At 59.5% G+C, this 20,179-nt stretch carries 21 protein-coding genes, 1 pseudogene and 1 other annotated feature; of the genes and pseudogenes, 10 read left to right on the forward strand and 12 right to left on the reverse strand.

The genetic code is table 11. The annotated features are described in order from the left end of the window. Positions 1–73 precede the first annotated feature (73 nt). Positions 74–1,417, reverse strand: a complete 1,344-nt coding sequence (locus CKW09_RS05690) for an NCS2 family permease (RefSeq protein WP_095096053.1) — start codon at positions 1,415–1,417, stop codon at positions 74–76. A gap of 31 nt (positions 1,418–1,448) precedes the next feature. Continuing rightward, positions 1,449–3,242, reverse strand: a complete 1,794-nt coding sequence (locus CKW09_RS05695; RefSeq protein WP_095096056.1) for an adenine deaminase — start codon at positions 3,240–3,242, stop codon at positions 1,449–1,451. 136 nt (positions 3,243–3,378) lie between these two features. Here CKW09_RS05695 and CKW09_RS05700 point away from each other — a divergent pair, with 136 nt between their 5' ends. Further along, a complete protein-coding gene (locus CKW09_RS05700) occupies positions 3,379–4,308 on the forward strand; it encodes a LysR family transcriptional regulator (protein WP_061796335.1) in 930 nt (309 codons plus the stop codon). Positions 4,309–4,387: 79 nt separating this feature from the next. On the opposite strand, the gene CKW09_RS05705 is transcribed toward CKW09_RS05700, so the two are convergent. The 3 genes from CKW09_RS05705 to CKW09_RS05715 form a co-directional block, all read right to left on the reverse strand. Then, on the reverse strand, positions 4,388–4,591 hold the full coding sequence (locus tag CKW09_RS05705) for an HHA domain-containing protein (protein WP_061796337.1): 204 nt from the start codon (positions 4,589–4,591) through the stop codon (positions 4,388–4,390). A gap of 51 nt (positions 4,592–4,642) precedes the next feature. Next, a complete protein-coding gene (gene tomB, locus CKW09_RS05710; protein ID WP_004940312.1) occupies positions 4,643–5,011 on the reverse strand; it encodes an Hha toxicity modulator TomB in 369 nt (122 codons plus the stop codon). 159 nt (positions 5,012–5,170) lie between these two features. Next, entirely contained in the window at positions 5,171–5,524 is a 354-nt protein-coding gene (locus tag CKW09_RS05715; protein WP_095096059.1) for a hypothetical protein, read from the reverse strand. 283 nt (positions 5,525–5,807) lie between these two features. Between CKW09_RS05715 and CKW09_RS24670 the strand changes: the two genes are divergently transcribed. From CKW09_RS24670 to CKW09_RS05730, 4 genes are read left to right on the forward strand one after another with little or no spacing between them, the layout of a single operon-like run. Next, a complete protein-coding gene (locus CKW09_RS24670; RefSeq protein WP_167387233.1) occupies positions 5,808–5,954 on the forward strand; it encodes a hypothetical protein in 147 nt (48 codons plus the stop codon). Next, positions 5,951–6,664 carry a metal ABC transporter ATP-binding protein gene (locus CKW09_RS05720; protein ID WP_095096062.1) on the forward strand — a complete coding sequence of 238 codons (714 nt, stop codon included), beginning with the start codon at positions 5,951–5,953 and terminating at the stop codon, positions 6,662–6,664. Before CKW09_RS24670 ends, CKW09_RS05720 begins: the two co-directional genes overlap by 4 nt. Further along, a complete protein-coding gene (locus CKW09_RS05725) occupies positions 6,661–7,518 on the forward strand; it encodes a metal ABC transporter permease (RefSeq protein ID WP_061796344.1) in 858 nt (285 codons plus the stop codon). The genes CKW09_RS05720 and CKW09_RS05725 overlap by 4 nt, the downstream gene beginning before the upstream one ends. A gap of 25 nt (positions 7,519–7,543) precedes the next feature. Further along, positions 7,544–8,422 carry a metal ABC transporter substrate-binding protein gene (locus tag CKW09_RS05730; RefSeq protein WP_061796346.1) on the forward strand — a complete coding sequence of 293 codons (879 nt, stop codon included), beginning with the start codon at positions 7,544–7,546 and terminating at the stop codon, positions 8,420–8,422. A 108-nt stretch (positions 8,423–8,530) separates the two neighbouring features. On the opposite strand, the gene ykgO is transcribed toward CKW09_RS05730, so the two are convergent. The 5 genes and pseudogenes from ykgO to sdeX all read right to left on the reverse strand — a co-directional run bounded on the left by ykgO (position 8,531) and on the right by sdeX (position 14,778). Then, a complete protein-coding gene (gene ykgO / locus CKW09_RS05735; RefSeq protein ID WP_073970263.1) occupies positions 8,531–8,671 on the reverse strand; it encodes a type B 50S ribosomal protein L36 in 141 nt (46 codons plus the stop codon). Positions 8,672–8,680: 9 nt separating this feature from the next. After that, on the reverse strand, positions 8,681–8,941 hold the full coding sequence (locus CKW09_RS05740; protein ID WP_095096066.1) for a type B 50S ribosomal protein L31: 261 nt from the start codon (positions 8,939–8,941) through the stop codon (positions 8,681–8,683). A 125-nt stretch (positions 8,942–9,066) separates the two neighbouring features. Further along, positions 9,067–10,312, reverse strand: a pseudogene (locus CKW09_RS05745) (IS3 family transposase). 114 nt (positions 10,313–10,426) lie between these two features. Further along, positions 10,427–13,573: a multidrug efflux RND transporter permease subunit SdeY gene (gene sdeY, locus CKW09_RS05750; protein ID WP_095096069.1), complete on the reverse strand. Its 3,147-nt coding sequence runs from the start codon at positions 13,571–13,573 to the stop codon at positions 10,427–10,429. Between the two features lie 17 nt (positions 13,574–13,590). Then, positions 13,591–14,778, reverse strand: coding sequence for a multidrug efflux RND transporter periplasmic adaptor subunit SdeX (gene sdeX / locus CKW09_RS05755; protein WP_061796351.1), 1,188 nt, complete (start codon positions 14,776–14,778; stop codon positions 13,591–13,593). Between the two features lie 142 nt (positions 14,779–14,920). Here sdeX and acrR point away from each other — a divergent pair, with 142 nt between their 5' ends. Beyond that, a complete protein-coding gene (gene acrR, locus CKW09_RS05760) occupies positions 14,921–15,577 on the forward strand; it encodes a multidrug efflux transporter transcriptional repressor AcrR (protein ID WP_061796354.1) in 657 nt (218 codons plus the stop codon). Between the two features lie 30 nt (positions 15,578–15,607). After that, positions 15,608–15,961: a DsrE/DsrF/TusD sulfur relay family protein gene (locus CKW09_RS05765; RefSeq protein ID WP_061796356.1), complete on the forward strand. Its 354-nt coding sequence runs from the start codon at positions 15,608–15,610 to the stop codon at positions 15,959–15,961. Between the two features lie 99 nt (positions 15,962–16,060). Here CKW09_RS05765 and rsmS read toward each other — a convergent pair whose 3' ends face one another. After that, entirely contained in the window at positions 16,061–16,240 is a 180-nt protein-coding gene (rsmS, locus tag CKW09_RS05770) for a pleiotropic regulatory protein RsmS (protein ID WP_061796359.1), read from the reverse strand. A 105-nt stretch (positions 16,241–16,345) separates the two neighbouring features. After that, the gene (gene priC, locus CKW09_RS05775) at positions 16,346–16,882 is read right to left on the reverse strand and encodes a primosomal replication protein PriC (RefSeq protein ID WP_061796360.1); all 537 of its coding nucleotides are present in this window, start codon (positions 16,880–16,882) and stop codon (positions 16,346–16,348) included. Positions 16,883–17,033: 151 nt separating this feature from the next. On the opposite strand from priC, the gene CKW09_RS05780 reads away from it, so the two are divergent. The 3 genes from CKW09_RS05780 (at position 17,034) to dnaX (ending at position 20,176) form a co-directional block, all read left to right on the forward strand. Further along, the gene (locus CKW09_RS05780; protein WP_061796362.1) at positions 17,034–17,414 is read left to right on the forward strand and encodes a DUF454 family protein; all 381 of its coding nucleotides are present in this window, start codon (positions 17,034–17,036) and stop codon (positions 17,412–17,414) included. 177 nt (positions 17,415–17,591) lie between these two features. After that, a complete protein-coding gene (gene apt, locus CKW09_RS05785; RefSeq protein WP_061796363.1) occupies positions 17,592–18,143 on the forward strand; it encodes an adenine phosphoribosyltransferase in 552 nt (183 codons plus the stop codon). Positions 18,144–18,235: 92 nt separating this feature from the next. Further along, positions 18,236–20,176 (forward strand): DNA polymerase III subunit gamma/tau, encoded by a 1,941-nt coding sequence (gene dnaX / locus CKW09_RS05790; protein ID WP_061796365.1) that lies wholly within the window; start codon positions 18,236–18,238, stop codon positions 20,174–20,176. Then, positions 19,509–19,573, forward strand: a sequence feature (DnaX frameshifting element). It overlaps the preceding gene by 65 nt. Positions 20,177–20,179 lie beyond the last annotated feature (3 nt).

The raw sequence follows: 20,179 nt of genomic DNA on the forward strand, positions 1-20,179 counted from the left end.
CCCCGTTTTTCCTGTCGAACCGTCAATCGGCCACTGGCTATCGGGGCGCACCATGCCCGGCGCCGCACATCGATCAGTGCCTTACCAGCGTGGCGAAGTAATAGACCAGCGGTATTGCCAGCAGATAGAGCCCAAACGGCACTTCCCGCCATTTGCCGGCGATCGCCTTGATGACGATATAGAACAGCAACCCGCCGGCGATACCTGTACCGAAACTGTTGGCGATCAACGTGATCATCACCATCATCAATACCGGCAGCCCGTCGGTGAAGCTGGCCAAATCGACCTTGCGCAGCCCGCTGAACATGTTCAGGCCGATCAGGATCAACGCCGGCGCGGTGGCCTCTTTCGGGATCATCAGGGCTATCGGGGTAAACAGCAGCATCAGCAGGAACATCATCGCCGCCGCTAACGCCGTCAGGCCGGTTTTGCCGCCGGCTTCGGCCGCCGCGGAAGATTCGATCAGCGCGGTGGCGGCGGGAATGCCGACCCAGGGGCCAAGCGCCGCGGCGATGGAATCCACCATAAAGGGCCGGTTGATGTGCGGCATATTGCCGTGTTCGTCCAACAGCCCGGCTTCGCCGCCCACCGCCAGGGTGGTGCCCATGGTGGAGAAAAATTCCGAGGCGAAAAACACAAACAGGTAGGGCAAAAAGACGATATTCAGCGCGCCGATCATATCGACCTGGCCGAGCACCGGCGCCAGCGAATGCGGCATCGCGATCGGGCTGTCCGGCAGGCGGGTAACGCCGAACGGAATGCCGACCAGCGTGGCGAACAGAATTGCCCACAGGATAGCGCCCGGTATGCGCCGGGCCTGCAGCGCGATCGCCAGGAACAGGCCGCACAGGGCGATCAGCGCGCCGGGGGCGGTGAAGTCCCCCAGCATCAGCGCGTTCGACCTGGCGTTGGCCAGCACCAGGCCGGCGTTGCGGAAGCCGAGCATCGCCACGAACAGCCCGATCGACGCGGTCAGCCCCAGCTTGATCGACTGCGGCACCGAGCGGGTCACCACCTCGCGCAGCCCGAGCCGGGTCAGCGCAAAGAACAAAATGCCGGACCAGCAGGCGATGCCAAGACCAATTTGCCAGCTGACGCCCTCGCTGCCCGCCAGCGTCACCCCGACCAGCACCGAACCGCCGATGCCGGGCCCGACGATGAACGGCAGGTTGCCGTAAAACGCCATCAGCAGCGTGCCGACCACAAACACCAGAATGGTGCCGGTGGTCGCCGCGCCCTTGTCCATGCCGCCTACCGCCAGCAGGCCGGGAATAACCACCAGCAGATAAGCGGCGGCCAGAAAGCCGGTTACCCCGGCCAGGCATTCGGTTCTGACACTGCTTTGCCGCGCGCGCAGTTGAAAACGCCGCTGCAGCCAGCTCCCCGCTGTTGGAGCATTTACTGAATTATCCGCCATTTCGTCGGCATCTCCCCGTGCAGTCTTATGATTATGGTTGTGCCGGCGTTTCCCAGCAGGCGATCAGCGGCTCGACAATCTGGCGCGTCGCGCCGTCGGTCAGGCCGAGATCGGTCAGGTGCGGCCCGGCGTTGCATGCCAGGCAGGTGCCCTCTATCGCCTTGAAAACGCGGTAGGGCGGTTCCCAGTCGGCAACCTGCGCGCTGAGTTCACGCAGGTTTTTAAATTGCTGCGCCAGTTCAGCGGCGGGCAGGTCGGACAGCATGCCGGCGATCGGCATCGCCACCTGCGCCAGCAGCGCGCCGCGTTGGCTGAGAGCCATGCCGCCGCCGCTGGCGATCAGGGCATTGGCGGCCAGCGCCATATCGGCGGCATCGCGCCCCAGCACCACCAAATTGTGCGAGTCATGCGAATAACTGGTGGCGATGGCGCCGCGCAGTTCTCCCCAGCCTTCCAGCAACGCCAGCTGTGGCTTGGCCGGATGGCGGCCATGGCGGTGCTGTACCCAGATCAGGCTGAAACCCGGCGGGACCTGCACTTCACCTTCGCGCACCTCGACCGTGACTTCGCTCCATTGGGTGAAGCGCGCGCCTTTGATATTGCGCAGCCTGGCCTGGCCGTGGCGAATGCCCGGCACCTTCGGCGCGAAGTCTGCGGCGGCCAGCGGCGGCAAGCGCAGCGTATCGCGCGGCGCCTTCACTGCCGGATTGGCGCCGAGCGGCGCCAGCAATTTATGGCGTCGCGCCGTCAGTTTTCCCGCCACGTAGACCGCCCGTGCCTGAAGCCGAGACAGCGAATCGAACACCACCAGATCGGCGGTGCGCCCGGCGGCAACCAGCCCCAAATCGTTGCGTTGCAGGCGGATTGCGGCATTGAGCGTCGCCATCCGCAGCGCATCGGTCGCCGGTAGACCCTGCTCAATCAGCAGGTTGAGCAGGGCGATGACGCCGCCTTTCTCCAACAGGATGTCCGGCGGCACGTCGTCGGTGCACAGGGTGATTTGCGAAGACAGATGCGGCAGCGTCAGCAGCGCCGCAACAATCTCCGGCAACAGGTAAGGATGGGAGCCGCGGATCTCAAGCGTCAGGCCGGCGCGCAGCTTCTCCAGCGCATCGGCTGCGGAAGTCAATTCGTGATCCGAGGTGACGCCGGCCGCCAGGTAAGCCTGCAGCTGGGCGCTGCTGAGCCCGCGGGCGTGGCCTTCGATCAGCTTGCCGCTGTCGAGGCCGGCGTTGAGAATTTCCAGCATGCGTTCGCTGCCGTTGAGTACGCCGTGCATGTCCATCACTTCGGCGACGCCGGCCACTTCCGGCCAGGCCAGCATGGTGGCCATTTCCTGGCCGCCGAAGTCGGCGCCGGACATCTCCAGGCCGGGCGTGGAGGGCACGCTGGACGGCACGGCGCAGATGACCCGCAGCGGCAGGCCGCGGCTGGCGTCGATGGCGTAACGCACGCCGGCGACGCCGAGCACGTTGGCCAGCTCATGCGGATCCCAGAAGACGGTGGTGGTGCCCTGGGCGACCACGATCTCGGCGTAGCGCTCCGGCGGCAAATGCGAGCTCTCCAGGTGCACGTGGGTGTCGATCAAGCCGGGGCTGAGGTAGGCGCCGGCCAGATCTTGCGTTTCCGCGGCCTCTGCCGCAGTGCCGCAGGGATGAACGCTGGCAATCAGCGAGCCGACGATGCCGACGTCCGCCGGGCGAATTTCACCGGTCGCCATGTCGATCACTGCCGCGTTGGTCAGTAACAGGTCGTAAGGCGTTTGGCCCAGGGCGGCCTGCACGGCGCGCTGGCGTTCGCCGGCGCTGAGGGAATAAGGGGTCATGGTATTTACCTGCATAATGACAGGGAAGTTACTCTAGGCGGGAGGCCGGGCTTTGCCCAGATGATTTAATTTATTGCGTGATAAGAAACGTTTATGCTGTGGCAAACGTTTCCCCGACAGCTGACGGAAGGCTGATATGTCCGAACCCTGGCGCCGGCTGCCCGCGCTCTCTCTGAAACAGATCCAATATTTCGTGACGCTGGCGCAACTGCGGCATTTTACCGATACCGCCAACCGTTTGGCGATCAGCCAGCCGGCGCTGAGCAGCGCGCTGCGGCAGATCGAATCGGTGCTGGGGGGCAAGCTGGTGAACCGCACCGCCTCGGCGGTGACGCTGACCGAGCTGGGGGCGGCGATTTTGCCGCATGCCGAACGCCTGCTGAACGTGGCGCAGGGCGCGTTTGACGATATGCAGCGCATCATGCTGGCGGGCGGTGACGGCACCTTGCGCATCGGGCTGGTGCCTTCGGTCGGCAGCCTGCTTTTTCCTGCGGTGCCGCAGCGGCTGGCGGCGCATTTTCCCCGGCTGCGCATCGAATTTCACGATCAGACCAACGACTCGCTGCTGTTACAGCTGGAGAACGGCCTGATTGATTTTGGCTTTGGCGCGCTCGACAGCTCGGTGCCGGATTCGTTGGAAATTCATCCGCTGCAGGAAGATCCTTTCGTGGTGATTATGCGGCGCGACGATCCTCTGGCGGAATCGCATCATTTACCCTGGCGGCAGCTTGCTCGGCGTAATATCGCCGTTTTTTCCAAGGGGAATATCAGCCGGTTGGTGTCGGCGCTGGCGGAAAGCCATCGCCTGAATTTAACGGCGTCTTACCAGGTGGACTTTCTTGAGACGTTATATGGATTAGTGCGTTCAAATTTAGCCGTGGCTATTTTGCCTCAGCTTTATACGACGCATCTTCAGGATGATGAATTAACCGTCGTTCACCTGCAGCAACCCTTACTTAGCCGCACTATTGCATTAATGCGCAGCGCAACCCAAAGTCGCTCGCCATTAATAGAGGATTGTTTCCAGTTATTATTGCAGGATTTCCAGCGGAAGATGAAAGCTTAACAAGTCAATAGGATAAAGACTAAATTAACGCTGGCATTGAAGCCGACAAAAGCATCGGCTCAACGCGTTGCTGCCCGGATTAACGTACATACTTCCAAACGGCGGTGGGGATTTTATCGTACAGTTTGTTCATGGTGAGCTCTGCCAGGCGGTGATCGGCGGCGGAGTAAAACAGCTCCAGCTCATCATCGGAAAGTTCATACTTATTTTTCTCAATAACACGTTCAAGCGTGTCAATCGTGGTGCATTTACGTAAACGCATCAGATAGTCGATTTTTGTCATGATGGCCTTTAATCTTATAAACCGTAAAATAAGTTGGGGAATAATTATCCCCTAAGTTTTCATTGTCGTACAGATGTCCTCTCCTGAGAACATTCTGAATAATCTCGCCTTGGTTTTTTGCCAGCGGCGAAGGTCGGAGTCATTGATACCGTAGCTGCTAAACAACGTATAGGTATCGTCGAGATATTCTTCGACTAACTCCGACAGATCTGATTCGTCCATGTATTTAATTTTATAACTCATCACAAACGAAGCAATATGTTCAATCAACTCATTAAGCTGGAGGTTGACGGAAGACGTTGGATCGTTCACCCAACCGTGGTGGCTGTCTCCCAGGGTTGCGATGCCTTCATCATACAAATTTTCGCACAAGAATTTGAGTTGAGCAATATCATGCCGCTTAGGCGAATACTCATCCATATCATCCCCTCCGTAAGACTTAATTTCGGTGTTGATAACACTATGTGAGTAAGCTGATTTACATCATGGACGGAGGCAGCTTAACGGTGACTAAATAAACTTACCGTATAATGAATATAAATCATTTTTTCGCATTTGACCTGCTGTTATTACGTAAACTTACAATTCATCTGCGGTCGATGGGCGTGAGTTATCAATGATGTCGAAGACGACTCCCCGTTCCGTCAAGCTGAACCTGACGCTGTCGCTGATGAATTCCTCGGCGTTGATATCCAGACAGGCGTTGAAAAGGGTCCACTTATAGCGATAACTCATTGAATAATCGCCATTGCCTGCATTTTCTATATCAAGTATTTCTAATGAATCTTCTGCGTAGCGCGCGCTCTCGGAATAAAAACTCAGCCCGCTGGTTAGCGCCGGCACTAACTCGGATATTTTATCATTAATCACTTTCTTTAATTCTTTAACAGAAAGTGCGTTGATTTTCAGATCGCAGGCTAGGGTTATGCGCATTAATGACGGGCCTGAAAGAAATTTATCTGATTATCTTACTCCTTTTTGCCCTGAGCCGCTGAAATTTTCACTTTACAGACATTGTTTTACCCTAAGCCAACATTTCCAATACGCGAGATTAACCCTGATTTCATTCGGTATATACGGCGAGGTGCCCTGGGTGCGCCCGGGTGGGCGCAGCCCGCCGCTGTTACGTTCGGTTGCATTATTGCCGGGGAATGACTTGAGTCGATATCATGATTGTGATGTTATATTGTAACACTTAAATCCTTCCGCATTGGCCATGAAATTGACACCTACACCACGAGATGGCGGCGCGCCGTCGCTGAATTCGCTGTTCACCGCCTCGGCGGCGGCGCGCTGCGGCATCGCCGCCGGGCTACTGCTTCTGCTGTGGCAGGGCATTCACTGGGCGGTATCGCTGCCATGATCGCTTTGCAGCAGGCCGAGATCGGCTATGGCGCCGCGCCTCTGTTCCCGCCGCTCAGCGGCCATTTCAGTGCCGGTTCGCTGACGGCGGTGGTCGGCGTGAACGGCGCCGGAAAATCGACATTGCTGAAGACGCTGGCCGGATTGCAGCCGCTGCAGGGCGGCAGCCTGCATTTCAGCGGCGACGCGCCGCCGCGCATGGCCTATCTGCCGCAGCAGGCGGAGCTCGATCGCCAGTTTCCTATCCTGGTCAGCGATTTGGTGGCGATGGGCAACTGGCCGCAGAGCGGCATGTTCGGCGGCTTGAGCAAAGGCGCGGCGCAGCGGATAGCCGAAGCGCTGGAAAGCGTCGGCATGGCGGCGATGGCGCGCAGCCCGGTCGGCGAGCTGTCCGGCGGTCAGCTGCAGCGGGTGCTGTTCGCACGCCTGCTGGTACAACAGGCGCCGCTGATCCTGCTGGACGAACCTTTTACCGGCATCGACGGCGCCACCACTAGGCTGTTGCTGCAGGTGATTGCGCAGCTGCATCGGCAGGGGCGCACGCTGATCGCCGTGCTGCACGACATGGCGATGGTGGCCACTCACTTCCCGCAGGCGCTGCTGCTGACCCCGCAATGCTGCCACTGGGGGGAGGCCGATCGGGTGCTGGAGCATATTCCGGCGCTGAACGTCGCCACCCCGTCGCAGTGCGTGAAGGCGGTGGCGCCATGACGCTGTTGCATCTGTTGCTCGATCCTTTCGCCTCTTTCGGCTTTATGCGCCGCGCGCTGGTGGCCTGCCTGGCGCTGTCGCTCAGCGCGGCGCCGCTGGGCGTTTTCCTGCTGCTGCGGCGCATGAGCCTGGTCGGCGATGCGCTGTCCCACGCAGTGCTGCCCGGCGCGGCTATCGGTTATCTGATTTCCGGCATGTCGCTGGTCGCGATGGGCGTCGGCGGGTTTATCGCCGGGTTGGCGGTGGCGATGCTGTCGGGGCTGGTCAGCCGCCGCACGCCGTTAAAGGAGGATGCCAGCTTCGCCGGTTTCTACCTCGGTTCGCTGGCGCTGGGGGTGACGCTGGTGTCGCTGCGCGGTTCCAGCGTCGATCTGCTGCACGTGCTGTTTGGCTCGATTCTGGCGGTAGACACTCGGGCCATCCTGATGGTCGGCGCGATAGCCAGCTTTTCGCTGCTGGCGCTGGCGGCGCTGTATCGCGCGCTGGTTATCGAATCGTTCGACGCCATCTTTTTGCGCGTCAGCGCGCCGCGCCGGCTGGCGCTGATCCACGGGCTGTTTCTGGCGCTGGTGGTGATCAATCTGGTGGCGGGGTTTCAGATCCTCGGCACTCTGATGTCGGTCGGGCTGATGATGCTGCCGGCCGCCGGCGCGCGCTTCTGGGCGCGTAACCTGCCGCAGATGCTGGCGGTGGCGATGGGGATCGGCATGCTGGCCAGCCTGATTGGGCTGGAATGGTCGTATTACGCCTCGCTGCCTGCCGGCCCGGCGATCGTGCTCAGCGCCAGCGCGATCTTTTTTGTTTCGATTCTGTTTGGGACGCGCGGCGGGATCTATTCGCTCGCGCGCCGTTGAGAAGTGCTATCTGCAAGGAGAAAATATGAAACGTTTACCTATATCGCTGGCGGTCGCTGCTCTGCTGTCCAGCCCATTGGCGATGGCGAAGACCGTCGACGCCGTCGCCAGCTTTTCCATCCTCGGCGATATCGTCAAGCAGGTGGGGGGAGAGCACGTCAACGTCAGCACGCTGGTGGGGCCGGACGGCGATCCGCACGGTTTTGAACCCTCACCGAAAGACAGCAAGCTGCTGTCCCAGGCCGACGTGGTGTTCGTCAGCGGCCTGGGATTGGAAGGCTGGATCGATCGCCTGGTCAGCGCCTCGGGTTACCGGGGGCCGGTGGTCACCGCGTCGCAGGGCATTGACTCACGGCAGATGGAGGAAGAGGGCAAGCAGGTCACCGATCCTCACGCCTGGAACAGCATGAAAAACGGCGTGCAGTACGCCACCAACGTGATGAATGCGTTGATCGCCGCCGATCCGCAAGACGCCAACTATTTCCGCCAGCGCGGCGCGGACTATATCCAGCAGCTGCAAAAGTTGGATCTGTGGGCCAAAACGCAGTTTGCCGCAGTGCCGCAGCAGAAGCGCAAGGTGCTGACCAGTCATGACGCTTTTGGTTATTTTGGGCAAGAATATGGCGTCACCTTCCTTGCCCCGGTCGGTTTCTCTACCGAGGCCGAAGCCAGCGCCAGCGACGTGGCGGGCCTGATCAAACAGATCAAGCAGGAACGGGTTAACGCCTACTTTATCGAGAACCAAACCGACCCGCGCCTGGTGAAGCAGATTGCGGCGGCCACCGGCGCCAAGGCCGGCGGGGAGCTGTATCCGGAAGCCTTGTCCAAAGCCGATGGCCCGGCGGCTACCTATGTGCAGGCGTTCCGGCACAATGTCGATACGCTGCTCGGCAGCATGAAATAAGTGATATGCCCCGCCGCCGCGGCGGGGCGATGAACGAGGTTTCGTTTTCTCCATAAAAAAAGCCCCGTTGAGCAGCAACGGGGCTTTGCGACAGATGACATCTCGGGGTTAACGCTTTTTCTTACGTCCCTGTACCGCCTTAAAGCGCGGGTTGCTTTTACAGATCACATAGATGCGGCCTTTACGGCGCACGACTTTGCAATCAGGATGGCGATTCTTCGCCGAACGCAATGAACTCAAAACCTGCATAGTGATCCCTTATGACTTCTTGGCGCCGAGAAAGCGGCCAAAACGCTGCTGGAAGCGCGCGGTGCTGCCTTCTTTGGAGAACTCTTTCTGCTTGCCGGTGTAATACGGATGCGAAGCGGAAGAGATATCGAGGGTGACATACGGCCAGCTTTCGCCGTCCAGCTCGATGGTGCGATCGGTTTTGATGGTCGATCCCACCTTGAAATAGGCGTCGGCGCTCAGATCGTGAAACACCACGGTTCGGTAGTCAGGATGGATGCCTGCTTTCATGATGCACTCCAATGCAATGTTATACTATAACAATAATTATGCGCCGCCTCCGTCGCGGGATCAAGAATAAAATGCATATGCGGGCGAATTAATGAGAGCGGTTTGCATCAAGCGGGAAAGACTGACTAGTCCTGATATAGGTTGACACTTTTCAGCCTTATAACGCCCGATGAACTTCATCGGGCGTTTTGTATTGTAGCGACAGATGCGGTCGCCGCGTGTTGTAGATTTCCACAGACTGCCTGACCATTTTCCTTGCCTGTCCGATATCTTTCGGTCTGTTGAGCAGGTATTCCATTTTCAGTATCCCGTTTACTCGTTCCGCCAGCGCATTCTGGTAACAGTCATACCCGTCCGTCATCGAACAGATAACGCCATGTCGTTGATGTAACGACTGATATTCCTGTGAGCAGTACTGGATACCCCGGTCTGAGTGATGCACCAGCGGAGCTGCTGTGCGCCTGCCGGCCAGCGCCATTTTGAACGCGCCAGCGACGTGCCGGGCATGCAGGCTGTCATGGACATGATAACCCACGATTTTTCTCGACCACGCATCCGTTACCAGACTCACGTACGCCGTCCCTGTTCGCAGGGGAAGATAAGTAATATCCGCTACCCACACCTGTTCCGGGCGGCTGGCTATCACCTGATTTTCTCCCGCTTTCAACAAGTTGGGATGACGGTAAAAACGATGATGGCTGTTCGTTGTCTTGTGATACGCCCGTTTAGGCATCACCAGTAAACGGGCGCAGCGCAGTATCCGGAACAGGCGGTCTCGCCCCACATGCGCGGGGGCTTGCGGCTGTTGTCGCAGCAAGTGGTGCAGCTTACGTGTTCCCAGTCGGGGCTGGTGCAAGCGGATGGCGGTCACCTGCTCCACGATATGATGGGCTTGCTCCTCTCTCCCACGTTCACGTTGCAAAGACTGATACCACGCCTGTCGGCTGATACCCATCAACCGGCAGGCACGCGCTACTGTGAGCCGTGGCGCTTGTGTTTGCGCGATAAGGCAGCCAACTGCTTTTTTGTCAGGGAGGCTCCGAACTCGGTATTCATCACTTTCACGACCGCTTCAAAGAACTGGGCTTTGACTTCCGATTCAGCCAGTTGCTGTTCGAGTTCTTTGATTCGTTGTTCGGGAGTCAGGGGTAACTTAGGCATATTGTCTCCGCACAGTCGGGTAGAAGGGGAAGAGCGCCAGTCGAGTTGGCCATATTTACGCAGCCAGTTCATGACGGTATGACTGCCCTGGATACCGTAGCGGTCTTGTGCCTGGCGGTAAGTCATCTCGCCTTTTTCGACCTGTTCGACGACGGCCAATTTAAAGGATAGAGAGTAATCGCGTTGCGTGCGTTTAACATACTGGTTCATCACATTTTCCTCAGTGTGTGAGTAAAATGTGTCAACGCTATTTAGGACGGGTCACACCAAAGAAAAAGGCCGCATAAGCGGCCTTTTTATTAGCGGATGAGATCCATCGCACTATCAGTGATGGTCAACCGAATGGCTGTGTTCCAGGTCTTCAGACTTCTTGCTGAAGCGGCGGCGAACCACCACGAAGAACACCGGTACGAAGAAGATAGCCAGCACGGTGGCGGTAATCATCCCGCCCATTACGCCGGTACCTACCGCGTTTTGCGCGCCGGAGCCCGCGCCGCTGCTGATAACCAGCGGCAGTACCCCGAGGATGAACGCCAGCGAGGTCATCAGGATGGGGCGCAGACGCATGCGCACCGCTTCCAGCGTCGCCTCGATCAGACCTTTGCCTTCTTTCTCCATCAGATCCTTGGCGAATTCCACGATCAGGATGGCGTTCTTCGCCGACAGGCCGATGGTGGTCAACAGCCCCACCTGGAAGTAAACGTCGTTGTTCATGCCGCGCATGGTGGCCGCCAGCAACGCGCCGATTACCCCCAGCGGCAGCACCAGCATGACCGAGAACGGAATCGACCAGCTTTCATACAGCGCCGCCAGACACAGGAACACCACCAGAATCGAGATGGCGTACAGGGCAGGGGCCTGGTTGCCGGACAAACGTTCCTGATAGGACATGCCGGTCCAGTCGTAGCCGATGCCGCTTGGCAGTTTGGACGACAGCTCTTCCATCAGGCTCATCGCTTCACCGGTACTCTTGCCCGGTGCCGCCTGGCCCAGGATCTCCATCGAAGGCAGACCGTTATAGCGTTCCAGACGCGGCGAGCCGTATTCCCATTTCGCCGACGAGAAGGCGGAGAAAGGAACCATCTGGCCGCTGGTGCCGCGGACAAACCACTTGTTGATGTCTTCCGGCAACATACGGAACGGCGCGTCGGACTGTACGTACACCTTCTTCACGCGGCCGCGGTCGATGAAGTCGTTGACGTACGAACCGCCCAGCGCGGTGGTCAGCGTACTGTTGATGGTGGTGATGCTCACGCCCAGCGCCTTGGCTTTTTCCTGATCGATGATCAGTTTGAACTGCGGCGTATCTTCCAGGCCGTTGGGACGCATGCCCACCAGCACGTCCGGATGCTGAGCGGCCATGCCCAACAGCTGGTTACGCGCTTCGGTCAGTTTCTCGTGCCCCAGGCCGCCCTGGTCGATCAGCTGGAAGTCGAAACCGGTCGCGGTGCCGAGCTCGATAATCGCCGGCAGGTTGAACGGGAACACCAGGCCGTCTTTGATCTGCGAGAAAGCGCCCATCGCACGCCCGGCAATCGCCGGCACTTTATTTTGTTCACCGCTACGTTCGGACCAGTCTTTCAGGCTGACGAACGACAGACCGTTGTTCTGGCCGTTACCGTTGAAGCCGAAGCCCGCGACGGTAAACACCGACACCACGTTGTCCTTTTCCTTGGTCAGGAAGTAGTCGGTGACTTCTTCCAGCACCTTGGAGGTACGGGCCTCGGTGGCGCCGGCAGGCAGCTGCACCATGGTCAGCAGGATGCCCTGGTCTTCGTCCGGCAGGAACGAGGAAGGCAGGCGCAGGAACAGCAGCCCCATGCCAACCACGATCAGCAGGTAGATCACCAGATAACGGCCGGTGCTGCGCAGAATGCTGCCCACGCTGTCGGTGTAGTGGTGGGTGCTCTTTTCGAACATGCGGTTGAACCAGCCGAAGAAGCCGGTTTTAACCCCGTGGTCGCCTTTCGGGATAGGTTTCAGCATGGTGGCGCACAGCGCCGGCGTCAGGATCATCGCCACCAGCACCGACAGCGCCATCGCGGAAACGATGGTGATCGAGAACTGACGGTAGATGGCGCCGGTGGAGCCGCCGAAGAACGCCATCGGGATAAATACCGCCGACAGCACCATGGCGATGCCCACCAGCGCGCCCTGGATCTGGCCCATCGATTTGCGGGTGGCTTCTTTCGGCGGCAGCCCCTCTTCGGACATCACGCGCTCGACGTTTTCCACCACCACGATGGCGTCGTCCACCAACAGGCCTATCGCCAGCACCATGCCGAACATCGTCAGGGTGTTTATCGAGAAGCCGAACGCCGCCAGGATCGCAAAGGTCCCCAGCAGCACCACCGGCACCGCGATGGTCGGGATCAGCGTGGCGCGGAAGTTCTGCAGGAACAGATACATCACCAGGAACACCAGGATGATGGCTTCGATCAGCGTTTTCACTACTTCGTTGATGGAGATTTTAACGAACGGCGTAGTGTCGTACGGATAAACCACTTTCATCCCCTGCGGGAAGAAAGGTTGCATCTTGGTCAGCGCGTCTTTCACACCTTGGGCGGTGTTCAGGGCGTTGGCGCCGGTGGCCAGTTTGATACCCAGGCCGGCAGCCGGTTTGCCGTTGTAACGCGCGGTTACGGCATAGCTTTCACCGCCGCGCTCAATGCGCGCCACGTCACGCAGGCGAACCTGAGAACCGTCGGCGTTCACCTTCAGCAGGATCTTGCCGAACTCTTCCGGCGAGGTCAGGCGGGTCTGCGCGATGATCGAGGCGTTAAGCTGCTGCCCCGGCACCGGCGGCATGCCGCCCAGCTGCCCTGCGGCGATCTGGTTGTTCTGCTCGGTGATGGCCGAGGTCACGTCGGTGGTGGTCAGCTGGAAGTTATTCAGCTTGTTCGGGTCCAGCCAGATGCGCATGGCGTACTGGGCGCCGAACAGCTGCACTTCACCCACGCCGGACGAACGGCTGATGGGATCCTTGATGTTGGAGGCCACGTAGTCCGCAATGTCATCCTGAGTCATGCTCGGATCGTCGGAAACGAAGCCGGCCACCATCAGGAAGCTGCTGCTGGATTTTTCTACTTTCAGGCCCTGTTGCTGCACTTCCTGCGGCAACAGCGGGGTGGCCAACGACAGTTTGTTCTGGACCTGCACCTGCGCGATGTCAGGATCGGTGCCGGAGTCAAACGTCAGGGTAATGGTGACGCTACCAGAGGAATCACTGGTGGAGGACATGTACATCAGATTATCGATACCGTTCATGTTCTGTTCGATAATCTGCGTCACGGTGTCCTGCACCGTCGTGGCATCTGCGCCCGGGTAGGTGGCGGAAATACTCACCGCCGGTGGTGCAATAGTGGGATACTGCGCGATCGGCAGTTTCATTATTGCAAGCACCCCCGCCAACATGACGATGATGGCGATTACCCAGGCGAAAATCGGGCGATCTATAAAGAACTTAGCCATGTATTACCGGCTCCTTTTTATGACTTCTGCGCTTCAGCCTGCGGCTGTTTTTGCGCCTGAGTGTCAACTTCCTGCGCTTTTACCTGGGCGCCCGGGCGAACCTTCATCAGGCCGGTGACAATCACGCGGTCGCCGGCTTTCAGGCCGTCGGTTACCAGCCATTTGTCGCCAATCGCCTGATCCGCCTTCAGCGTGCGCAGTTCGACCTTATCGTCTGCACCCACCACCATGGCGGTCGCTTCGCCGCGCGGGTTGCGCGTCACACCCTGCTGCGGCACCAGCAGCGCATCGCTGCGCACGCCTTCGTCCAGGCGGGCGCGTACGAACATGCCCGGCAGCAGCGTATCGTTCGGGTTAGGGAACAAGGCGCGGATGGTGATGGAGCCGGTGGTCTCGTCGACGGTGACGTCAGAGAATTCCAGCGTGCCTTCCTGCGCATACTCCGCACCGTTCTCCAGCAGCAGTTTCACCTTGGCCTTGCCGTTTTCCTGTTTCAGGGAGCCGCTGGCCAGTTCCTGCTTCAGGCGCAGGAAATCGTTGCTCGATTGGGTCACGTCGACGTACATCGGATCCAGCTGCTGCACGGTCGACAGCGCGGTGGTCTGGCCGTTGCTGACCAGCGCGCCTTCGGTCACGGCGGATTTGCCGATGCGGCCGGAGATCGGGGAGGTCACCTTGGTGTAGGCCAGGTTGATGCGCGCGGTTTCCACCGCGGCTTTCGCGGCCACTACGGCGGCGTCAGCCTGCTGCAGGTTGGACACGGCGGTATCGTAATCCTGTTTGCTGATGTAGCTGGTGCCCAGCAACGGCTTGTAGCGGTTCACCGTGGTACGCGCGATCGACGCGCTGGCCTGCGCCTTGGCCAGGTCGCCTTTGGCGCTGTCGTAGGTGGCCTGATAGGTGGCAGGATCGATTTGATACAGGGAAGTGCCGGCTTTGATGTCGCTACCTTCAACGAAGTTGCGCTTCAGGATGATGCCGCTGACCTGAGGGCGAACTTCGGCGATACGATACGCAGCAGTACGGCCAGGAAGATCGGTAGTAATGTTGAGGGGCTCTGCCTTCAAGGTCACTACGCCCACTTCGGGAGCCGGTTGTTGGGCGCCTTGCTGTTGGGTTTCTTTATCGTTACATCCTGTTAGCACTAAGCTGCCTGAAAGCATCAGAACTGCCGCCAGAGGCGTTAACCCTCTGTTTTTGTTCATAGAAAAACCTCAAGTGTCCGATTTCAAAATGATCAATGGATCACAAGCTTTAAAACCCATTGCTGCGTTAATTATATGTGCGTGCTATGGTACATACATTCGCGAATGTATGTAAATCACACTCCCCCTAAATGACGACGTCATGGCACGAAAAACCAAACAGCAGGCGCAAGAAACTCGACAGCATATTCTTGATGCTGCGGTGAGAGAATTCTCTGAGCGTGGCGTTTCTGCAACGTCACTGACAGATATTGCCACCGCTGCCGGGGTTACGCGTGGTGCAATTTACTGGCACTTCAAGAATAAGGTAGACCTGTTTAATGAAGTTTGGGAATCTACAGAGCCGAAAATAGACGAACTCGAAACAGAGTATCAGGCAAAGTACCCGGATAATCCACTGCGCGTTATCAGAGAAATTCTGATTTACATTCTGACGTCTACGGTTGAAGACGCGCGCCGCAGAGCCTTGATGGAAATTATATTCCACAAATGTGAATTTGTTGGCGAAATGATGCCGCTGCTGGACTCGCGAAAAGTGCTGTACCTTGCCGGCTACGAGCGCATCGAGGCGGTGTTGTATAATTGCGTGCATCACGGCCAACTGCCCGTCGACCTTCACACCCGCCGCGCGGCGGTGATCCTGCGCGCCTATATCAGCGGCCTGATGGAAAACTGGCTGTTTATGCCCGAAAGCTTTGACCTGCGGGCTGAAGCCGGCGCGCTGGTGGACAGCTTCCTCGAAATGCTGCAGTTTTGTCCGACGCTGCGGCTCCGGCCGGAAGAGCAGACGGCCGGCTAACCCGCCACCTCATCATCAAGGAGAGACAGCATGTCATCAGTCGTCATGATCGCCAACGGCGCCGCCTACGGCCAGGAATCGTTGTTCAATGCCCTGCGCCTGGCCATCGCGCTGAAAGAGCAGCAGGCAGAGCTCGATCTGCGGCTGTTCCTGATGTCCGATGCGGTGGTGGCCGGCCTCGCCGGGCAACAGCCGCACGAAGGCTACCATCTGCAGCAGATGCTCGAAATCCTCACCGCGCAGCAGGTGCCGGTCAAACTGTGCAAAACCTGCGCCGACGCGCGCGGCGTCAGCCGGCTGCCGCTGGCGGACGGCGTCACCATCGGCACGCTGGTGGAGCTGGCGCAATGGACGCTGGCGGCGGAGAAAGTGCTGACCTTCTGATGCTTTGCGGCGGCCGGTCATCGGCAGCGCGTGGTTGTTCGTTGCCCGTCGGCGGGATAAAAAGCGCGGGCGACAAGGGGCGGCCGACGCTGGCCCTGCTTATTGGCCGGTTGGCAGGTAAGGGGAGGTGACGCCGGTGCGCTGCAGCTTTTCCTGATAGTCCCGTTTGACGATATCCAGCGCCGCCAGCGCGGTGGCCGGATCTATTTCGTTGCATTCCAGCAGGTAAATCAAATCTACCGCCAGCTGTAATTCCGGTGAGGCGTTTTCCAGAGACATAAAACCCGCATTAGTATTGAGATGAATGAATAGAGGCGTGCATCGCTGAGTATAGTGAACAAGGTGTAGCGTGGGGAATATTCATTAAAATAATGTGATAAATCTTCAAAAACCGTTTTCTTTTCGTTCGATGCTGCGCTCGATGCGCGCCAACGCCTGGCGGCAACGCATCAGCCGGCCCTCCAGCGCCGCCAGTTCGTGCTGCAGCTTTTGCTGCGCCGCCAGCGTGGTTTGGCGCCCCAACAGGCTCTCCCGATCCTGAATCATGGAGATGAGCCGGCGTTCATAATCTTGATGCTCGGCCAGTTTATGGTACAGATCGACCGCCACCGCTTCTTTCGGCTGATTTTTACGGCGCAGCGCCTGGGTCGCCAGTTCGCGCTGCAGCGCGGCGATCTGCGCCACCAGCTTCTCGGCCAAAAAGGCCACCTGGCTGGTGCGGCTGCCGTTGGCGGCGGTTTGCAGCTGGGCGAAGTTCTTTTGCACCTCGGTCAGATAATCGCGCAGCCGCGTGCCGCGGTTGGCGAACAGCGCGGCGTCGAAGCGCGCCTGCGGGATCGGGGCGTCGCCGCGCGGCGTCACCTCGGCGGCCAAGGCCGCAATTTGTTGTTCCAACAGCTGTAATAGACGCTGAGTGCTCACATAGGCTCCATCATGACGTTAACAGGCCTAAGCTTGCCCGCGATCCCGCCGTGAAACAAGCGTCGCGCGCATATTCCGCCGCGGCGGCTGGTGACGAGGGGGATGCCGGTGGTAAAGTGGCCGGCAATGGATAGCGGGATAAAGGTTGGGCATGACGCGTTGGCTATTGATAATCCTCGGGTGGCTGTCGGTGGTGCTGGCGACGCTGGGCGTGGTGCTGCCGCTGTTGCCGACCACGCCGTTCTTGCTGCTGGCCGCCTGGTGCTTCGCGCGCTCGTCGCCGCGGTTTCATCATTGGCTGCTGTACCGCTCCTGGTTCGGTTCTTATCTGCGCCACTGGCAGCAGCATCGTGCCCTGCCGCCGGGGGCGAAATGGAAGGCGGTGCTGGCGATCGTACTGACCTTTGCGGTATCGCTGTGGCTGGTGAAAATCTGGTGGGTGCGTGCGCTGCTGTTGCTGATGATGGCCGTTTTGCTGCTCTTTATGCTGCGCCTGCCGGTTATTGACCTGTCGCAACAAAAACGGCGCTGATCGTACCTTAAAAGATGCAGGGGAGAGTTGCATTCTTGAGCCAGTTTGCATAGATTTGGGCGTTTTCGTGTGCGGGTTGCCTCCCTTATTCCAGTTTGACGGACTTCGCCTGAGGGTGAAGCGGGACTTCGGGCGGCCTGCGCGCCAGTTTTCAGGCAGTTTTATCAGGCAACAATTATGACCGCTACCGCGCAGCAGCTTCAGTTTATTAAAGACAGTATCAAAACCATCCCGGATTACCCAAAGCCGGGCATCCTGTTCCGCGACGTGACCAGCCTGCTGGAAAATCCGTTGGCTTACGCCGCCAGCATCGAACTGCTGGTTGAGCGCTATCGCGAAGCGGGCGTGACCAAGGTGGTGGGTACCGAAGCGCGCGGTTTCCTGTTCGGCGCGCCCGTCGCGTTGGCGCTGGGCGTCGGCTTTGTGCCGGTGCGCAAACCGGGCAAACTGCCGCGCGCCACCCTCAGCGAAAGCTATGAGCTGGAATACGGCACCGATCGGCTGGAGATCCACACCGACGCCATCGTCGCCGGCGACAAGGTGCTGGTGGTCGACGATCTGCTGGCCACCGGCGGCACCATCGAAGCCACCACCAAGCTGATCCGCCGTCTGGGCGGTGAAGTGAAAGACGCCGCTTTCATTATCAACCTGCCTGATCTGGGCGGTGAAGCGCGTTTGAACCGGCTGGGCATCGAATGCTACTGCCTGGTCGACTTCGCCGGTCACTGATACTGCCGTAGCGCATTACCACAACGGCCTCGCGGATCGCCGCGGGGCTGTGTTAGCATGACCCTCCAGATTACTCGACTTCTCCGGTATTAATGAGCTATCAGGTTCTTGCCCGTAAGTGGCGCCCTCAAACGTTTGCAGATGTCGTCGGACAGGAACATGTTCTGACCGCACTGGCTAACGGCCTCTCGCTGGGGCGGATCCATCACGCCTATCTGTTCTCGGGCACGCGCGGCGTGGGTAAAACCACCATTGCGCGCCTGCTGGCCAAAGGCCTGAACTGTGAAACCGGCATCACCGCCACGCCGTGCGGCCAATGCGACAACTGCCGCGAGATTGAGCAGGGGCGTTTTGTCGATCTGATCGAGATCGACGCCGCGTCCAGAACCAAGGTGGAAGACACCCGCGATCTGCTGGACAACGTGCAGTACGCGCCGGCCCGCGGCCGCTTCAAGGTCTACCTGATCGATGAAGTGCACATGCTCTCGCGTCACAGCTTCAACGCGCTGTTGAAGACGCTGGAAGAGCCGCCGGCGCACGTCAAATTCCTGTTGGCCACCACCGATCCGCAAAAATTGCCGGTCACCATTTTGTCCCGCTGTCTGCAGTTCCATCTCAAGGCGCTGGACGTCGATCAGATCCGCCACCAGCTTGAAACGGTACTGCAGGCTGAGCAGATAACCAGCGACGCCCGCGCGCTGCAGCTGCTGGCGCGCGCCGCCGACGGCAGCATGCGCGACGCGCTGAGCCTGACCGACCAGGCGATCGCCATGGGGCAGGGGCAGGTCACCGCCGCCACCGTCAGCCAGATGCTCGGCACCCTCGATGACGAACAGCCGCTGGCGATCCTCGAAGCGCTGGTCAGCGCCGACGGCGAGAAGGTGATGGCGCAGGTCGCGCAGGCCGCCTCGCGCGGCGTGGACTGGGAAAACCTGTTGGTGGAGACGCTGGCGCTGCTGCACCGCATTGCGATGGTGCAACTGCTGCCTTCGATGCTCGACAACCACTACGCCGCCGTTGAACAGCGGCTGCGTGAGCTGGCGCGCACCTTGCCGCCGGCGGACGTGCAGCTTTATTACCAGACGCTGCTGATTGGCCGCAAAGAGCTGGCTTACGCGCCGGATCGCCGCATGGGGGTGGAAATGACCCTGCTGCGCGCCCTGGCGTTTCACCCGAAAGCGGTGATCCCGGAGCCGGTGGCGCTGGTGCAGACCGCGCCGGCGCCGTTGGCGCAGCCGGCTCAACAGCCGCAGTTTCAGGACGCGCCGCCGCCGTTAGGGCAGGCCGCCGCGCCGCAAAATCATCAATCGACGAATTTACCGGATGCCACCGCCCAGCTGTTGAAAGCGCGAACCCAGCTGTTGCGGCAGGGAGCATCCACGCCAAAAAAGAGTGAGCCGGCGGCGCCAGGAAGAGCGCGGCCGGCAAACTCAGCGCTGGAGCGATTAGCTTCCGTGACTGAGCGCAGCCAGCAGCGCCAGGCGGAAAAGATCGTGCCGGAAAAACCGGCCAAGCCGGAGGCCTACCGCTGGCGCGCCCTGAGCGAACCGGAGGCCGCGCCGGAGCCGCTGGCGACGCCGAAGGCGCTGCGCACCGCGCTGGAGCACGAGAAGACCCCGGAACTGTCGGCCAAGCTGGTGGTGGAGTCGCTGGAGCGCGATCCCTGGGCGGCGGAAATCGATAAGCTGAAGATCCCGAAGCTGGTGCAGCAGCTGGCGTTGAACGCCTTTAAGCAGCAGCCGGAAGCGGGCAAGATTTGTCTCCACCTGCGGCCTTCGCAGCGCCATCTGAATTCGCCGTCGGCGCAGAAGACGCTGGCCGACGCGCTCGGCGAGCTGTACGGCGGCCCGGTCGAACTGACCGTGGTGGAAGACGATAACCCGGCGGAGCGGACTCCGCTGGAATGGCGGCAAGCCATTTATGAAGAAAAGCTGGCGCAGGCGCGCCAGTCCATCGTTGCGGATACCAACATCCAGACGCTGCGTCGTTTCTTTGACGCGGATCTGGATGAAGAGAGTATTCGCCCCATTTAAACG

The organism is Serratia ficaria (genome assembly GCF_900187015.1).
Classification (GTDB): domain Bacteria; phylum Pseudomonadota; class Gammaproteobacteria; order Enterobacterales; family Enterobacteriaceae; genus Serratia; species Serratia ficaria.

Excerpts from the sequence above, each read along its gene's own strand:
- CKW09_RS05690 (WP_095096053.1), bottom strand. The coding sequence starts at position 1,417 with ATGGCGGATAATTCAGTAAATGCTCCAACAGCGGGGAGCTGGCTGCAG.
- CKW09_RS05695 (WP_095096056.1), bottom strand. The coding sequence starts at position 3,242 with ATGACCCCTTATTCCCTCAGCGCCGGCGAACGCCAGCGCGCCGTGCAG.
- CKW09_RS05700 (WP_061796335.1), top strand. The coding sequence starts at position 3,379 with ATGTCCGAACCCTGGCGCCGGCTGCCCGCGCTCTCTCTGAAACAGATC.
- CKW09_RS05705 (WP_061796337.1), bottom strand. The coding sequence starts at position 4,591 with ATGACAAAAATCGACTATCTGATGCGTTTACGTAAATGCACCACGATT.
- tomB (WP_004940312.1), bottom strand. The coding sequence starts at position 5,011 with ATGGATGAGTATTCGCCTAAGCGGCATGATATTGCTCAACTCAAATTC.
- CKW09_RS05715 (WP_095096059.1), bottom strand. The coding sequence starts at position 5,524 with ATGCGCATAACCCTAGCCTGCGATCTGAAAATCAACGCACTTTCTGTT.
- CKW09_RS24670 (WP_167387233.1), top strand. The coding sequence starts at position 5,808 with ATGAAATTGACACCTACACCACGAGATGGCGGCGCGCCGTCGCTGAAT.
- CKW09_RS05720 (WP_095096062.1), top strand. The coding sequence starts at position 5,951 with ATGATCGCTTTGCAGCAGGCCGAGATCGGCTATGGCGCCGCGCCTCTG.
- CKW09_RS05725 (WP_061796344.1), top strand. The coding sequence starts at position 6,661 with ATGACGCTGTTGCATCTGTTGCTCGATCCTTTCGCCTCTTTCGGCTTT.
- CKW09_RS05730 (WP_061796346.1), top strand. The coding sequence starts at position 7,544 with ATGAAACGTTTACCTATATCGCTGGCGGTCGCTGCTCTGCTGTCCAGC.
- ykgO (WP_073970263.1), bottom strand. The coding sequence starts at position 8,671 with ATGCAGGTTTTGAGTTCATTGCGTTCGGCGAAGAATCGCCATCCTGAT.
- CKW09_RS05740 (WP_095096066.1), bottom strand. The coding sequence starts at position 8,941 with ATGAAAGCAGGCATCCATCCTGACTACCGAACCGTGGTGTTTCACGAT.
- sdeY (WP_095096069.1), bottom strand. The coding sequence starts at position 13,573 with ATGGCTAAGTTCTTTATAGATCGCCCGATTTTCGCCTGGGTAATCGCC.
- sdeX (WP_061796351.1), bottom strand. The coding sequence starts at position 14,778 with ATGAACAAAAACAGAGGGTTAACGCCTCTGGCGGCAGTTCTGATGCTT.
- acrR (WP_061796354.1), top strand. The coding sequence starts at position 14,921 with ATGGCACGAAAAACCAAACAGCAGGCGCAAGAAACTCGACAGCATATT.
- CKW09_RS05765 (WP_061796356.1), top strand. The coding sequence starts at position 15,608 with ATGTCATCAGTCGTCATGATCGCCAACGGCGCCGCCTACGGCCAGGAA.
- rsmS (WP_061796359.1), bottom strand. The coding sequence starts at position 16,240 with ATGTCTCTGGAAAACGCCTCACCGGAATTACAGCTGGCGGTAGATTTG.
- CKW09_RS05780 (WP_061796362.1), top strand. The coding sequence starts at position 17,034 with ATGACGCGTTGGCTATTGATAATCCTCGGGTGGCTGTCGGTGGTGCTG.
- apt (WP_061796363.1), top strand. The coding sequence starts at position 17,592 with ATGACCGCTACCGCGCAGCAGCTTCAGTTTATTAAAGACAGTATCAAA.
- dnaX (WP_061796365.1), top strand. The coding sequence starts at position 18,236 with ATGAGCTATCAGGTTCTTGCCCGTAAGTGGCGCCCTCAAACGTTTGCA.